This window comes from Streptomyces sp. NPDC088387 (genome assembly GCF_044753385.1).
Taxonomy (GTDB): Bacteria; Actinomycetota; Actinomycetes; order Streptomycetales; family Streptomycetaceae; genus Streptomyces.
Genome location: NZ_JBIVNC010000016.1, coordinates 52,247 through 65,717 on the forward strand (window position 1 = coordinate 52,247; position 13,471 = coordinate 65,717).

The 13,471-nt window shown below is 71.2% G+C and carries 14 protein-coding genes; 8 read left to right on the plus strand and 6 right to left on the minus strand.

Annotation, left to right across the window (positions count from 1 at the left end):
* Position 1 precedes the first annotated feature (1 nt).
* Together ACIQAC_RS33135 and ACIQAC_RS33140 are read left to right on the plus strand one after the other, a co-directional pair.
* Positions 2–1,216, plus strand: coding sequence for a cytochrome P450 (locus ACIQAC_RS33135; RefSeq protein WP_402197691.1), 1,215 nt, complete (start codon positions 2–4; stop codon positions 1,214–1,216).
* A gap of 7 nt (positions 1,217–1,223) precedes the next feature.
* Complete coding sequence (locus tag ACIQAC_RS33140) at positions 1,224–1,745, plus strand: cupin domain-containing protein (protein WP_402197694.1); 522 nt, start codon at positions 1,224–1,226, stop codon at positions 1,743–1,745.
* A 106-nt stretch (positions 1,746–1,851) separates the two neighbouring features.
* On the opposite strand, the gene ACIQAC_RS33145 is transcribed toward ACIQAC_RS33140, so the two are convergent.
* Complete coding sequence (locus tag ACIQAC_RS33145; protein WP_402197697.1) at positions 1,852–3,078, minus strand: acyl-CoA dehydrogenase family protein; 1,227 nt, start codon at positions 3,076–3,078, stop codon at positions 1,852–1,854.
* A gap of 172 nt (positions 3,079–3,250) precedes the next feature.
* Between ACIQAC_RS33145 and ACIQAC_RS33150 the strand changes: the two genes are divergently transcribed.
* Positions 3,251–3,892, plus strand: coding sequence for a TetR family transcriptional regulator (locus tag ACIQAC_RS33150; RefSeq protein ID WP_402197699.1), 642 nt, complete (start codon positions 3,251–3,253; stop codon positions 3,890–3,892).
* 105 nt (positions 3,893–3,997) lie between these two features.
* Here ACIQAC_RS33150 and def read toward each other — a convergent pair whose 3' ends face one another.
* The gene (gene def / locus ACIQAC_RS33155) at positions 3,998–4,543 is read right to left on the minus strand and encodes a peptide deformylase (RefSeq protein ID WP_402197700.1); all 546 of its coding nucleotides are present in this window, start codon (positions 4,541–4,543) and stop codon (positions 3,998–4,000) included.
* Positions 4,544–4,701: 158 nt separating this feature from the next.
* On the opposite strand from def, the gene ACIQAC_RS33160 reads away from it, so the two are divergent.
* The 5 genes from ACIQAC_RS33160 (at position 4,702) to ACIQAC_RS33180 (ending at position 9,359) form a co-directional block, all read left to right on the plus strand.
* Positions 4,702–5,940 carry a MurT ligase domain-containing protein gene (locus ACIQAC_RS33160; RefSeq protein ID WP_402197702.1) on the plus strand — a complete coding sequence of 413 codons (1,239 nt, stop codon included), beginning with the start codon at positions 4,702–4,704 and terminating at the stop codon, positions 5,938–5,940.
* Positions 5,941–5,960: 20 nt separating this feature from the next.
* The gene (locus ACIQAC_RS33165; RefSeq protein WP_402197703.1) at positions 5,961–6,689 is read left to right on the plus strand and encodes a type 1 glutamine amidotransferase; all 729 of its coding nucleotides are present in this window, start codon (positions 5,961–5,963) and stop codon (positions 6,687–6,689) included.
* Positions 6,690–6,873: 184 nt separating this feature from the next.
* Positions 6,874–7,899, plus strand: coding sequence for a 6-phosphofructokinase (locus ACIQAC_RS33170; RefSeq protein ID WP_402197705.1), 1,026 nt, complete (start codon positions 6,874–6,876; stop codon positions 7,897–7,899).
* A gap of 164 nt (positions 7,900–8,063) precedes the next feature.
* The gene (locus ACIQAC_RS33175) at positions 8,064–9,014 is read left to right on the plus strand and encodes a cytochrome c oxidase assembly protein (RefSeq protein WP_402197708.1); all 951 of its coding nucleotides are present in this window, start codon (positions 8,064–8,066) and stop codon (positions 9,012–9,014) included.
* A 174-nt stretch (positions 9,015–9,188) separates the two neighbouring features.
* On the plus strand, positions 9,189–9,359 hold the full coding sequence (locus ACIQAC_RS33180; protein WP_402197711.1) for a hypothetical protein: 171 nt from the start codon (positions 9,189–9,191) through the stop codon (positions 9,357–9,359).
* A 4-nt stretch (positions 9,360–9,363) separates the two neighbouring features.
* Here the strand turns inward: ACIQAC_RS33180 and ACIQAC_RS33185 are convergent, their stop codons facing one another.
* The 4 genes from ACIQAC_RS33185 to ACIQAC_RS33200 are packed head-to-tail and all read right to left on the minus strand — an operon-like array spanning position 9,364 to position 13,418.
* Positions 9,364–10,569, minus strand: coding sequence for a sensor histidine kinase (locus ACIQAC_RS33185; protein ID WP_402197712.1), 1,206 nt, complete (start codon positions 10,567–10,569; stop codon positions 9,364–9,366).
* Complete coding sequence (locus tag ACIQAC_RS33190) at positions 10,566–12,281, minus strand: cation acetate symporter (protein WP_402197714.1); 1,716 nt, start codon at positions 12,279–12,281, stop codon at positions 10,566–10,568. The genes ACIQAC_RS33185 and ACIQAC_RS33190 overlap by 4 nt, the downstream gene beginning before the upstream one ends.
* Before the next feature lie 16 nt (positions 12,282–12,297).
* The gene (locus ACIQAC_RS33195; protein ID WP_402198015.1) at positions 12,298–12,654 is read right to left on the minus strand and encodes a hypothetical protein; all 357 of its coding nucleotides are present in this window, start codon (positions 12,652–12,654) and stop codon (positions 12,298–12,300) included.
* 2 nt (positions 12,655–12,656) lie between these two features.
* Complete coding sequence (locus ACIQAC_RS33200; protein WP_402197715.1) at positions 12,657–13,418, minus strand: LytR/AlgR family response regulator transcription factor; 762 nt, start codon at positions 13,416–13,418, stop codon at positions 12,657–12,659.
* Positions 13,419–13,471: the final 53 nt, after the last annotated feature.

Sequence of the window (13,471 nt, forward strand, 5' to 3'; positions counted from 1 at the left end):
GATGAGCGAAGAGACGATCACCGAGACCGCACCCCCCGTCCGGCAGTGGCCGGCCCTCGACCTGACCGGATGCGAGTTCGATCCGGTGCTGCGCAAGCTGATGGCCGAGGGCCCGGTCAGCCGGATCCGGCTGCCCAACGGGGAGGGCTGGGCGTGGCTGGTCACCCGCTACGACGACGTACGTACGGTGACCAACGATCCGCGGTTCAGCCGGGAGGCCGTGATGGACCGCCCGGTCACCCGGCTCGCCCCGCACTTCATCCCGGCCAGGGGCGCGGTCGGCTTCCTGGACCCGCCCGACCACACCCGGCTGCGCCGCTCGGTGGCCGCCGCGTTCACCGCCCGCGGGGTGGAACGGGTCCGGGAGAAGTCCCGTCTGCTGCTGGACGAGATGGTCGACGACCTGCTGCGGGACGGTCCGCCCGCGGATCTGGTCGCGTCGGTGCTCAGTTCCTTCCCGATCGCCGTGATCTGCGAGCTGATGGGTGTGCCGGCCGCCGACCGGCACAGCATGCACACCTGGACGCAGCTGATCCTGTCCTCCTCGCACGGCGCCGAGGTCAGTGAGAAGGCCAAGGAGGAGATGGGCGCCTACTTCGCCGATCTCATCGGGCTGCGCGAGGGCAGTACGGCCGAGGACGTCACCTCGCTGCTCGGCGCCGCGGTGGGCCGGGACGAGGTGACGCTCCAGGAGGCGGTGGGGCTCGCCGTGCTGCTCCAGATCGGCGGCGAGGCGGTCACCAACAACAGCGGGCAGATGTTCTACCTACTGATGAGCCGCCCCGAGCTCGCCGACCGGCTGCGGGCCGAGCCGGAGATCCGCCCGAGGGCCATCGACGAACTGCTGCGCTGGATCCCGCACCGCAACGCCGTGGGCCTGTCGCGCATCGCCATGGAGGACGTGGAGATCGGCGGCCACACGATCCGCGCGGGGGACGCCGTCTACGTCTCCTACCTGGCCGCCAACCGCGACCCGGAGGTCTTCCCCGACCCGGAGACCATCGACTTCGGCCGCAGCCCCAACCCGCATGTCGCCTTCGGCTTCGGACCGCACTACTGCCCGGGCGGCATGCTCGGCCGGCTGGAGTCCGAGCTGCTCGTGGACGCCCTGCTGGACCGGCTGCCCGGACTGCGTCTCGCCGTACCGCCGGAGGAGGTGCCCTTCAGGAAGGGCGCGTTGATCCGGGGACCCGAAGCCCTGCCCGTCACCTGGTGAGCGGCCGATGACCGCGACGGAGGGACTCCTGGTACCACCCGGCCACGGCCGGGTGGTCCAGACACCCGCCCAGCACGTGACGTTCAAGGTCACGGGCACACACTCCCGGACGGCCTCCACGTTCGAGGTCCAGGTCCCCCCGGGCTTCGACGTGGGCGCCCACGTGCACACCCGCAGCGAGGAGCTGTTCTACGTCCTCGATGGCGAACTGGACGTCCTCGCCTTCGAACCGCGTATCCGCACCCCGGACAACTGGCAGCGCTGGGAGTCGACTTCGGGCAACCGGGTGGTCCGGGCCACCCCCGGCACACTGATCGTCGTCCCGCCGGGCTGCCCGCACGCCTTCTCGAACCCGACGGACACCCCGGCGAAGATGTTCTTCCAGTCCTCGCCCCCGCCGGACCACGAGCGCTACTTCGAGGAACTCCTGGAGATCCTACGAGCGGGCGGCCCCCCGGACGCGGCGGCAATCGAGCAGTTGCGCGCCAAGTACGACATCGAGCAACTGACCCCACTGAAACACCGCTGAGGCGAAACCACCGGCGCCGGGAACGCAGCCAGGGGCGCGGGGCCGTATCGCTGTGCGGCTCCGCCGCGTGGGCGCGATCAACCCCCGCGTACCCGCACCCCGCGTCCTACCGAATCGACATCCCCGACACGGTCCGAGCAATCACCAGCCGCTGAATCTCACTCGTGCCCTCGAAAATCGTGTAGATGGCCGCATCCCGATGCATCCGCTCCACCGGATACTCCCGGGTGTACCCGTTGCCCCCCAGGATCTGTATCGCCTGCGCGGTGACCTTCTTCGCCGTCTCGCTGGCGAACAGCTTCGACATGGACCCCTCGGCCGCGGTGAACGGCTTGCCGTTGACCGCCATCCAGGAGGCCCGCCACACCAGCAGCCGCGCCGCGTCGATCGACGTGCACATGTCGGCGAGCTGGAAGGCGACACCCTGGTTGTCGATGACCGGCCGGCCGAACTGCTCGCGCGTCATCGCGTAGTCGAGGGCGACCTCGTACGCGGCGCGCGCGGTGCCCACCGCCATCGCGCCGACGGCGGGCCGGGACGCCTCGAACGTGGCCATCGCAGCGTTCTTCACCCGCTCCCCGCCCGCACGGGCCCGCTCACGGGCGCGGGCGAGGCGCTCGTCGAGCTTCTCCTTGCCGCCGAGGAGGCAGGAGCCGGGAACACGCGCGTTGTCGAGGACGACCTCGGCGGTGTGGGAGGCGCGGATGCCGTGCTTCTTGAACTTCTGGCCCTGGGACAGGCCGGGGGTGTTCGGCGGCACGATGAACGAGGCGTGGCCCTTGGAGCCGAGCTCCGGGTCGACGACGGCGACGACCACGTGGACGTTGGCGATACCGCCGTTGGTCGCCCAGGTCTTGGTGCCGTTGAGCACCCACTCGTCCTTGGCCTCGTCGTAGACGGCACGTGTGCGCATGGAGGCCACGTCGGAGCCGGCGTCGGGCTCGGAGGAGCAGAACGCGGCGACCTTCACGTCGTTCGCGTCGCCGTACATCTGGGGGATCCAGGTGCCGATCTGCTCCTCGGTGCCGTTGGCGAGGACGCCGACGGCCGCGAGGCCGGTGCCGACGATCGACAGGGCGATGCCCGCGTCGCCCCAGAAGAGCTCCTCCATGGCCATCGGAATACCGAGGCCGGTCTGGTCGAAGTACTGCTGGGCGTAGAAGTCCAGGGAGTAGATGCCGACCTTGGCGGCCTCCTGGATGACCGGCCAGGGAGTCTCCTCACGCTCGTCCCATTCGGCGGCGGCGGGACGGATGACGTCGGCGGCGAAGCCGTGCAGCCAGTCCCGGACCTCCTTCTGTTCGTCGTTGAGCTCCATGGTGAACTCGGTCATGTGTCCCCTCCAGCGTCACCCCGTGCGTGTTACTAACGGTAACAGCAGTCTGTTACTGGTGGGTAGGAAAAGTCAACTCGCGGGCGCCGCTCGGTAGCCCGTTCGATGCGACGGGGGTATTGAGTGTTAGTTTGCGCAGGCGTCACCGATTCAGCACGGGTGGGGAGAGCACATGGACACCACGCAGCGGACCGAGCAGCAGCGGTCCGCCGACCGCCGCCGGCGCGAGTTGCTGGAGGCCGCCGACCGGGTGGTACTGCGCGACGGTCCGCAGGCGTCGATGAACGCGATCGCCGCGGAGGCGGGCATCACCAAGCCGATTCTGTACCGCCACTTCGGCGACAAGGGCGGGCTTTACGCAGCTTTGGCCAAAAGACATACGGACGCGTTGCTGGCGTCGCTGCGGGCCGCGCTGGACGCGCCCGCCGAACGCCGGGAGCGGGTCGAGGCGACGCTCGACACCTACCTCGCCGCGATCGAGGCCCGGCCGCAGGTGTACCGGTTCCTGATGCATCCGGGCGAGGAGGCGCCGACCGAGCAGGGCTTCGACGTCGGGAAGCACTCGGCGCCGCTGCTGCGGCGGATGGGTGAGGAGTTGGCCCAGGTCATCGAGGAGCGGGTGGATCTCGGGCCGGACAGCCAGCAGTTGGCCCGGGTGTGGGGGCACGGGATTGTCGGCATGATGCATGCCGCCGGGGACTGGTGGCTGGGGGAACGGCCGTGTTCTCGGGCCGAGTTGGTGCGGAGTCTTGCGGATCTTCTGTGGGGACGGCTGGCTGCCGCCGGGGACAAGGTGGGGGGTCCGGGGTTCTGACGGTTGTTCGTCGGCCGCGGGACGGTGGGGGCTTGTCGCGCGGTTCCCCGCGCCCCTGGGTGCGTCGGACCCGCCTGCGCCAAGACGCGCTGCCCCTGAAGGGGCTTACGGCGTCCCGCACCACGGTGCTCTGCTCACCTGGCGCATCAGTCTTGCGTGGCGCCAGCCTCGTACGCGGTCTGCGTAGACCCTGCCCTCCAGGTGGTCGTACTCGTGTTGCAGGCATCTTGCGAAGAAGCCGGTGCCGTGTACCGTCACCGGCTCGCCCGTCATGGTGAACCCCTCGACCACCGCGTGGTCGTGGCGTTCGGTGCCCGCTTCCAGGCCCGGTAGCGACAGACAGCCCTCCGGGCCGCGCAGCACGATGCCGTCGGCCTCGACCAGGCGCGGGTTCACCAGATGCCCGAGGTGACGAACGTCATCGTCGTCCGGGCAGTCGTACACGAACACCCGTAGGGACTCCCCCACCTGGTTGGCGGCCAGGCCCACCCCCTGGGCGGCGTACATCGTGGCGAACAAGTCCTCCACCAGGCGGGCGAGTTCGGGGCCGAACCGGGTCACTTGTGTGCAGGGTGTGTGAAGGATCGCGTCACCGAGCAGGGTGAGCGGCCGGACACGCCCGTGGGCGCCCGGGATGGAGCCTTGTCGCATGGCCGCAAGGGTACGTTCCTCGCCTGCCCGCACACGCCGCGCGGGCAACCGTGATGGTGCCGCGATTCGGGCAGGTGGTCAGGCTCGATAGGCTGAGGCCACACCACGTGGCCGTAAGGCGGTCGGCGCGGCGCGCACGCAAGGAGGATCGAGAACTGATGGCAGGCAACTCGGACCCGCTCACGCCGCGGGCCAAGCTCGCTGTGACCGCGGGCAAAGCGGTCGCGGCGGCATCACGCGCCGCGGGGCGCGGCAGCGGTTCGGTGATCGGCGGCCGGGTGGCCCTCAAACTCGACCCCGACCTTCTGGCCCGGCTCGCCCAGAACCTGGATGTGACGCTGGTCTCGGCGACCAACGGCAAGACCACCACGACCCGGCTGATCGCCGAGGCCCTGCGCGCGGCGGGGCCGGTCGTCTCCAACGCGCTCGGCGCCAACATGCCGGCCGGCATCACGTCGGCCCTCGCGGGCGGTTCCGAGTCGAAGTTCGGGGTCATCGAGGTCGACGAGAAGTACCTCGCCGGCGTCGCCCGGGACACCGACCCCAAGTGCATCGCGCTGCTGAACCTCTCGCGCGACCAGCTGGACCGCGCCGCCGAGACCCGGATGCTCGCCGAGCACTGGCGGGAGGGGCTGGCCGGCTCCAAGGCCGTGGTCGTGGCCAACGCGGACGACCCGCTGGTGGTCTGGGCGGCCTCGTCGTCGCCCAACGTCATCTGGGTCGCGGTCGGCCAGATGTGGAAGGACGACGCCTGGTCCTGCCCGTCCTGCGGCGGTGTGATGCAGCGGCCCGGCGACGACTGGTTCTGCGGTCAGTGCGGCTTCCGCCGCCCGACGCCGAGCTGGGCGCTCTCCGGCGACCACGTGCTCGACCCGCACGGTTCGGCCTGGCCGATCCACCTCCAGCTGCCGGGCCGCGCCAACAAGGCCAACGCGGCCACGTCCGCCGCGGTCGCCGCCGTCTTCGGCGTGCCGCCGCAGGTAGCCCTGGAACGCATGTACCAGGTGCAGGCGGTGGCCGGCCGCTACGACGTGGTCAACTTCGAGGGCCGTGACCTCCGGCTGCTGCTCGCGAAGAACCCGGCCGGCTGGCTGGAGACCTTCTCGCTGATCGACCCGCCGCCGACCCCGGTGATCCTGTCGGTGAACGCGCGCGGCGCCGACGGCACGGACACCTCCTGGCTGTGGGACGTCGACTACACCCGGCTGACCGGCCACCCGATCTTCGTTCTCGGCGACCGCAAGCTCGACCTCGCGGTCCGCCTGGAGGTCGCCAACCAGCACTTCCAGGTGTGCGAGAACCTCGACCAGGCCGTGCAGATGGCACCGCCCGGCCGGATCGAGGTCATCGCGAACTACACCGCCTTCCAGGACCTGCGCCGCCGCGTCGGCAACTGAGCACGAGGGACGATCACTTCATGAGCGACAACAGCCTCCGGGTCGTCTGGATCTACCCGGACCTGCTCAGCACCTACGGCGACCAGGGCAACGTCCTCGTCGTGGAGCGCCGGGCCCGCCAGCGCGGCCTGGACGTGGCCCGTCTGGACGTGCGCAGCGACCAGCCGATCCCCACCTCCGGCGACATCTACCTGATCGGCGGCGGCGAGGACCGTCCGCAGCGGCTCGCGGCCGAGCGGCTGCGCCGGGACGGCGGTCTGCACCGGGCCGTGGCGAACGGCGCGATCGTCTTCTCGGTCTGCGCCGGCTACCAGATCCTCGGCCACGAGTTCATCAACGACCTCGGCCAGCGCGAGCCCGGCCTCGGCCTGCTCGACGTGGTCTCGACGCGCGGCGAGGGCGAGCGCTGTGTCGGCGACGTCCTCGGGGACATCGACGGCCGGCTCGGCCTGCCGCCGCTGACCGGGTTCGAGAACCACCAGGGCGTGACCCACCTGGGCCCCTCGGCCCGCCCGTTCGCGCAGGTCAGGTTCGGCAACGGCAACGGCACGGGGGACGGCACGGAGGGCGCGTACAACGACACGGTCTTCGGTACGTACATGCACGGCCCGGTGCTCGCGCGCAATCCGCTCGTCGCCGATCTGCTGCTGAAGCTCGCGCTCGACGTGAACGCGCTGCCGCCGACCGACGACCGCTGGTACGAGGCGCTGCGCACCGAGCGCATCGCGGCGGCGGAGCAGCCCGCCTGAGGCGGTTCACCCGGGGGTCGCCGACCCGTAACGAGCCCGTCTGACGGGATGTCCGCACAGGTGAGCGGGCACGTCCAGCTGTCGGACGCCCGCTACGGCCCGGCCCCCCGGTGCCGCTAGGGTGGCGGGGATCGAGCCGGACAACGTGGTCCGGACCCGGCCCACGTCGAGAAGGTTTCGGGCTATGCGCATTGGTGTCCTCACGTCCGGCGGCGACTGCCCCGGTCTGAACGCCGTCATCCGGTCCGTCGTGCACCGTGCCGTCGTCGACCACGGCGACGAGGTCATCGGCTTCCGGGACGGCTGGAAGGGCCTCCTGGAGTGTGACTACCTCAAGCTCGACCTGGACGCGGTGGGCGGCATCCTCGCCCGCGGCGGCACGATCCTCGGCTCCTCCCGGGTCCGCCCCGAGCATCTGCGGGACGGCGTGGAGCGGGCCCGCGGGCATGTCGCGGAGCTGGGCCTCGACGCGATCATCCCGATCGGCGGCGAGGGCACGCTGAAGGCGGCCCGGCTGCTCTCCGACAACGGTCTGCCCATCGTGGGTGTGCCGAAGACCATCGACAACGACATCGCCGTCACCGACGTCACCTTCGGTTTCGACACCGCGGTGACCGTCGCCACCGAGGCGCTCGACCGGCTCAAGACGACCGCCGAGTCGCACCAGCGGGTGCTGATCGTCGAGGTCATGGGCCGGCACACCGGCTGGATCGCCCTGCACTCCGGGATGGCGGCCGGCGCCCACGCCGTGGTCGTGCCCGAGCGGCCCTTCGACATAGAGGAGCTGGCCACGAAGGTCGGCGAGCGGTTCGCGGCCGGGAAGCGGTTCGCGATCGTCGTCGTCGCCGAGGGCGCCAAGCCGCGGGCCGGCTCCATGGCCTTCGACGAGGGCGGCAAGGACGTCTACGGGCACGAGCGGTTCGCCGGTGTCGCCCGGCAGCTGGCCGTCGAGCTGGAGGACCGGCTCGGCAAGGAGGCCCGGCCGGTCATCCTCGGGCATGTGCAGCGCGGGGGTACGCCCACGGCGTACGACCGGGTGCTGGCCACGCGGTTCGGGTGGCACGCGGTGGAGGCCGCGCATCGCGGGGAGTTCGGGATGATGACGGCGCTGAAGGGGACGGACATCGTGATGGTGTCCCTCGCGGAGGCCGTGGAGACGTTGAAGACGGTGCCGGAGGACCGGTACGAGGAAGCGGAGTGCGTGCTCTAGGGCTCCTTCGGTTCGTTGCCGGGTGCGGGTTGGTGGGGGTTGATCGCGCAGTTCCCCGCGCCCCTTCTCGGCAGCGGGTCACCCCCGGTGCAGTGCGCACCGGACGCGGTTCTAGTCTTGGGGCGGACGATTTCGTACAACCCCCATGAATCAGGAGCCTGCGGATGGATCACGGTGGGCATGGGATGACCATGGATCTGCCGCCCTTCACCTTGGGGCGGGGGCTTCAGTGGTCGGCCGATCCGTTCTTCCTGGTGGCCTGTCTGGTGGGGCTCGGGCTGTACGCGTGGGGTGTCGTGCGGCTGACCCGGCGTGGGGACAAGTGGCCGGTCGGGCGGACCGTGGCGTTCACCGTGGGTGTGCTGACCATCATGCTGATGATGTGCACCCGGCTGAACGACTACGGGATGGTCATGTTCAGCGTGCACATGGTGCAGCACATGGTCATCAGCATGCTGTCGCCGATCCTGATCCTGCTCGGTGCCCCGATCACCCTCGCGCTGCGCGCCCTGCCGCCGGCCGCGCGGGGCAGCAAGGGGCCGCGCGAGCTGCTGATGGCGCTGCTGCACAGCCGGTACATGCGGGTCGTCACCCACCCGGTGTTCACGATCCCGCTGTTCATCGCCAGCCTCTACGGGCTGTACTTCACCCCGCTGTTCGACTTCCTCATGGGGTCGAAGCCGGGGCACGTCGCGATGATGGTGCACTTCCTGTTCGTGGGGCTGATCTTCTTCTGGCCGATCATGGGTGTGGACCCGGGGCCGCACCGGCCCGGGCATCTGATGCGGATGCTGGAGCTGTTCGCGGGCATGCCGTTCCACGCGTTCTTCGGCATCGCGCTGATGATGGCGTCGACACCGCTGATCAAGACGTACGAGAACCCGCCCGCCTCGCTCGGTATCGACGCGCTGTCGGACCAGAACGCGGCCGGGGGTATCGCCTGGGCGTTCAGCGAGATCCCCTCGGTGCTGGTGCTGATCGCGCTGCTGTTCCAGTGGTACGCCTCCGACCAGCGGCAGGCCAAGCGCCAGGACCGGGCCGCCGACCGCGACGGCGACAAGGAACTCGAGGCGTACAACGCGTACCTGGCCTCACTGAACGCGCGCAGTCGCTGAACACGCCCGGGTGGGCGGATTCACCCGGACGGCCGATGCGGGGACGGCCCGGCGCGGCGGGGTCCTGGACGGGTCGTGGGGCGTGGGCTTCGGGAACCCATTGCGCCGTGTCCACCGTTGAACAGCAGAACGGGGGCACCATGGAGGGGAACGAACCATGAGGAGGGTGTCGCGATGCCCGGTTCCACGGACGGTTCCACAAAAACCATGGGGGTGCTCACCGTCGGCGGTCTCGTCGTGGTGACCGCCTACACGGTGGCGCTCGGTTCCAACGGCTGGCTGTGGTTCGGCTGGGTCGTGCTGGGGCTGATCACCCTCGGCATGGTCGCCACGCGCAGCGCCTGACGGGTCACTCGCCCGACAGCCGGCCCGCCGAGTGCACACCCGGCTGGTACTTCGGCAGCCGGGCGGTGATCTTCATCCCCGCTCCGACCGCGGTCTCGATCACAAGGCCGTGGTCGTCGCCGTAGACCTGGCGGAGCCGGTCGTCGACGTTGGACAGGCCGATGCCGCCCGACGGGCTGGACTCGCCGGAGAGGATGCGGCGCAGGGCGTCCGGGTCCATGCCGGCGCCGTCGTCCTCGATGACGACGAGGGCCTCGGCGCCGGTGTCCTGTGCGGTGATGCTGATCCGGCACTTGTCGGTCCGGCCTTCGAGTCCGTGCTTCACGGCGTTCTCGACGAGCGGCTGGAGGCACAGGAACGGCAGGGCGACGGGCAGCACCTCCGGGGCGATCTGGAGGGTGACGGCGAGGCGGTCGCCGAAGCGTGCCCGGACCAGGGACAAGTACTGGTCGATGGCGTGCAGTTCGTCGGCGAGGGTGGTGAAGTCGCCGTGCTTGCGGAACGAGTAGCGGGTGAAGTCGGCGAACTCCAGGAGCAGTTCGCGGGCGTGCTCGGGGTCGGTGCGGACGAACGAGGCGATCACCGCGAGCGAGTTGAAGATGAAGTGCGGTGAGATCTGGGCGCGCAGGGCCTTGATCTCGGCCTCGATGAGCCGGGTCCGGGACTGGTCGAGGTCGGCGAGTTCGAGCTGGACGGAGACCCAGCGGGCGACCTCCCCGGCGGCGCGGACCAGGACGGCGGACTCGCGGGGCGCGCAGGCGACCAGGGCGCCGTGCACCCGGTCGTCGACGGTGAGAGGGGCCACGACGGCCCAGCGGACCGGGCAGTCGGGGGCCGCGCAGACCAGCGGGAAGGCCTCGCCGCGGCCGGTCTCCAGGGGGCCGGCGAGCCGTTCCATGATCTCGGTGCGGTGGTGGGCGCCGACGCCGTCCCAGACCAGGACGCGGGTGCCGTCGGTCAGACAGAGGGCGTCCGTGCCGAGCAGCGTGCGCAGGCGGCGGGCCGACTTGCGGGCGGTCTCCTCGGTGAGCCCGGCACGCAGCGGGGGCGCGGCGAGGGACGCGGTGTGCAGGGTCTCGAAGGTGGCGTGTTCGACGGGGGTGCCGAGGCCGGCGAGGCTCTCGGGGCGTGCGGTGCGCCGGCCGATCCAGATCCCGGCGGCGAGCAGGGGCAGTACGGCGACGCACAGTCCGGCGAGGAAGCCGCTCATGCCTTCACCTCCGCGCGCAGGTCCTCGGGCAGATGGAACCGGGCCAGGATCGCCGCCGTGCCGGCCGGCACCCGCCCCGGGGTGGCCAGCGAGACCAGGATCATGGTGAGGAAGCCCAGCGGCACGGACCACAGGGCGGGCCAGGCGAGCAGGGTGTGCAGCGGGCCGCCGCCGGGGAGCCCGGCCATGGTGGCGGTGACCGCGAGGAACGCGGAGCCACCGCCGACGAGCATTCCGGCGGCGGCGCCGGGCGGGGTGAGCCGGCGCCACCAGATGCCGAGGACGAGCAGCGGGCAGAAGGACGACGCCGACACGGCGAAGGCGAGGCCGACCGCGTCGGCGACGGGGAGTCCGCCGACCAGGACGCTCGCCGCGAGCGGCGGGGCCATGGCGAGGACGGTGCCGAGCCGGAAGTGCCGTACGCCGCGGGCCGGGAGGACGTCCTGGGTGAGGACGCCGGCCACGGCCATGGTGAGGCCGGACGCGGTGGACAGGAACGCCGCGAACGCTCCTCCGGCGACCAGCGCGCCGAGCAGGTCGCCGCCGGCGCCGCCGATGACCCGTTCGGGCAGCAGGAGGACGGCGGCGTCCGCGTTGCCGGTGAGGGTGAGTTCGGGGGCGTAGATGCGGCCGAGGGCGCCGTAGACGGGCGGCAGCAGGTAGAAGCCGCCGATGAGGACGAGCACGGCGACGGTGGTGCGGCGGGCGGCGACGCCGTGCGGGCTGGTGTAGAAGCGCACGACGACGTGCGGCAGTCCCATGGTGCCGAGGAACGTGGCGAGGATCAGTCCGTACGTGGCGTACAGCGGGCGTTCCTCGCGGCCGGTGACCGGTGAGGTGGACAGGGCGCCTCCGCCGCTGTCGCGGTCGGCGGTGGGGACGGGGTCGCCGGCGTCGAAGGTGAGGCGGGTACCGCGTTCGATGCGGTGGGTGCCCGCGGGCAGGGCGACCTCGGTGTCCTGGTGGTCGCGGCCGTCGACGGTGCCGGTGACCGTGACGGTGAGGGGGCGGTCGAGCCGGAGGTCGAGGGTCTCGTCGACGCTGACGGCCCGCTGCTCGCGGAAGGCGGCGGGTTCGTCGAACGCGTGCCGGGGGGCGCCGTCGCCCTGCCAGGCGAGGACCAGGAAGAGGGCCGGGACGAGCAGCGCGGTGAGCTTCAGCCAGTACTGGAAGGCCTGCACGAAGGTGATGCTGCGCATGCCGCCGGCGGCGACGGTGGCGGTGACGACGACGGCGACGATGATGCCGCCGAGGGAGTCGGGGGCGCCGGTGAGGACGGTGAGGGTCAGTCCCGCGCTCTGGAGCTGGGGCAGCAGGTAGAGCCAGCCGACGCCGACGACGAAGGCGCCCGCGAGCCTGCGGACCCCGGAGGAGGCGAGCCGGGCCTCGGCGAAGTCGGGGAGTGTGTAGGCGCCGGAGCGGCGCAGCGGGGCGGCGACGAAGAGCAGCAGGACGAGGTATCCGGCGGTGTAGCCGACCGGGTACCAGAGCATGTCCGGGCCCTGGACGAGGACGAGCCCCGCGATGCCGAGGAAGGAGGCGGCGGAGAGGTACTCGCCGCTGATGGCGGCGGCGTTCAGCCGGGGGCCGACAGTGCGGGAGGCGACGTAGAAGTCGGAGGTGGTGCGGGATATGCGCAGGCCGAAGGCGCCGACGAGGACGGTGGCGACCACGACGAGGGCGACGGCGGTGACGGTGTAGCCGGAGTTCACGGTGGTGCCCCGCTCCTCAGCGGTCCTCGACCAGCCGGACGAAGTCCCGTTCGTTGCGCTCGGCGCGCCGGACGTACCAGCGGGCGAGCAGCACCAGCGGAACGTACACGCCGAAGCCGAGGACGGCCCATTCGAGGCGGGCGTCGGGGGCCACGGCGAAGACGAGGGGCAGGGGTCCGACGAGCAGGACGAGGACGGCGAACGCGGCGAGGGCGGCGCGCAGCTGGGAGCGCATGAGGGAGCGGACGTAGGTGTGGCCGAGGGTGGTCTGTTCGTCGATCTCGGTGCGGGGGCGGTAGTAGCCGGAGGTCTGCCGGCCCCTGCGGGGCGGTCCGGTGACGACGACGCGGCGTTCGGTGGAGTCCTGGGGCACGGTCACGGCCTCCGCATGAGCAGGTCGCGCAGTTCGCGGGCGTGGCGGCGGCTGACCTGGAGTTCCTCGGCGCCGACGACGACGCTGACGGTGCCCGCGTCCAGGCGGAGTTCGCCGATGTGGCGCAGGGCTACGAGATGGCGGCGGTGGATGCGGACGAAGCCGCGGGAGCGCCAGCGCTCCTCCAGGGTGGAGACGGGGATCCGGACCAGGTGGCTGCCCTTGGCGGTGTGCAGCCGGGCGTAGTCGCCCTGTGCCTCGACGTGGGTGATGTCGTCGACGGTGACGAAGCGGGTGACGCCGCCGAGTTCGACGGGTATCTGGTCCGGGTCGGGTTCGTGGACGGGGATGCGCGGGGCGGCCACCTTCTCCGGGCCGAGCTGTTCGGCGGCGCGGCGTACGGCCTCGGCGAGGCGTTCCTTGCGGACCGGTTTGAGGACGTAGTCGACGGCCTTCAGGTCGAAGGCCTGGACGGCGAAGCCCTCGTGCGCGGTGACGAAGACGACCAGCGGCGGCTGTGCGAAGCCGGTGAGCAGGCGGGCGAGGTCGAGTCCGTCGAGGCCGGGCATGTGGATGTCGAGGAAGACGACGTCGATGGCCTCGGGGCCGTGCGGGCCGGACTGGAGCGCGCGGTTGATGCGGCGCAGTGCCTCGGTGGCGTCGCCGGCGCCCTCGGCGCTGCTGATCCGCGGGTCCGCGTTCAGCAGGTACACCAGCTCCTCCAGGGAGGGGCGTTCGTCGTCGACAGCCAGGGCGCGCAGCATGAACGTGGAGTCTAGGAGGAATCCGTACGCCTGCACACGTGTCCGACGTGGAC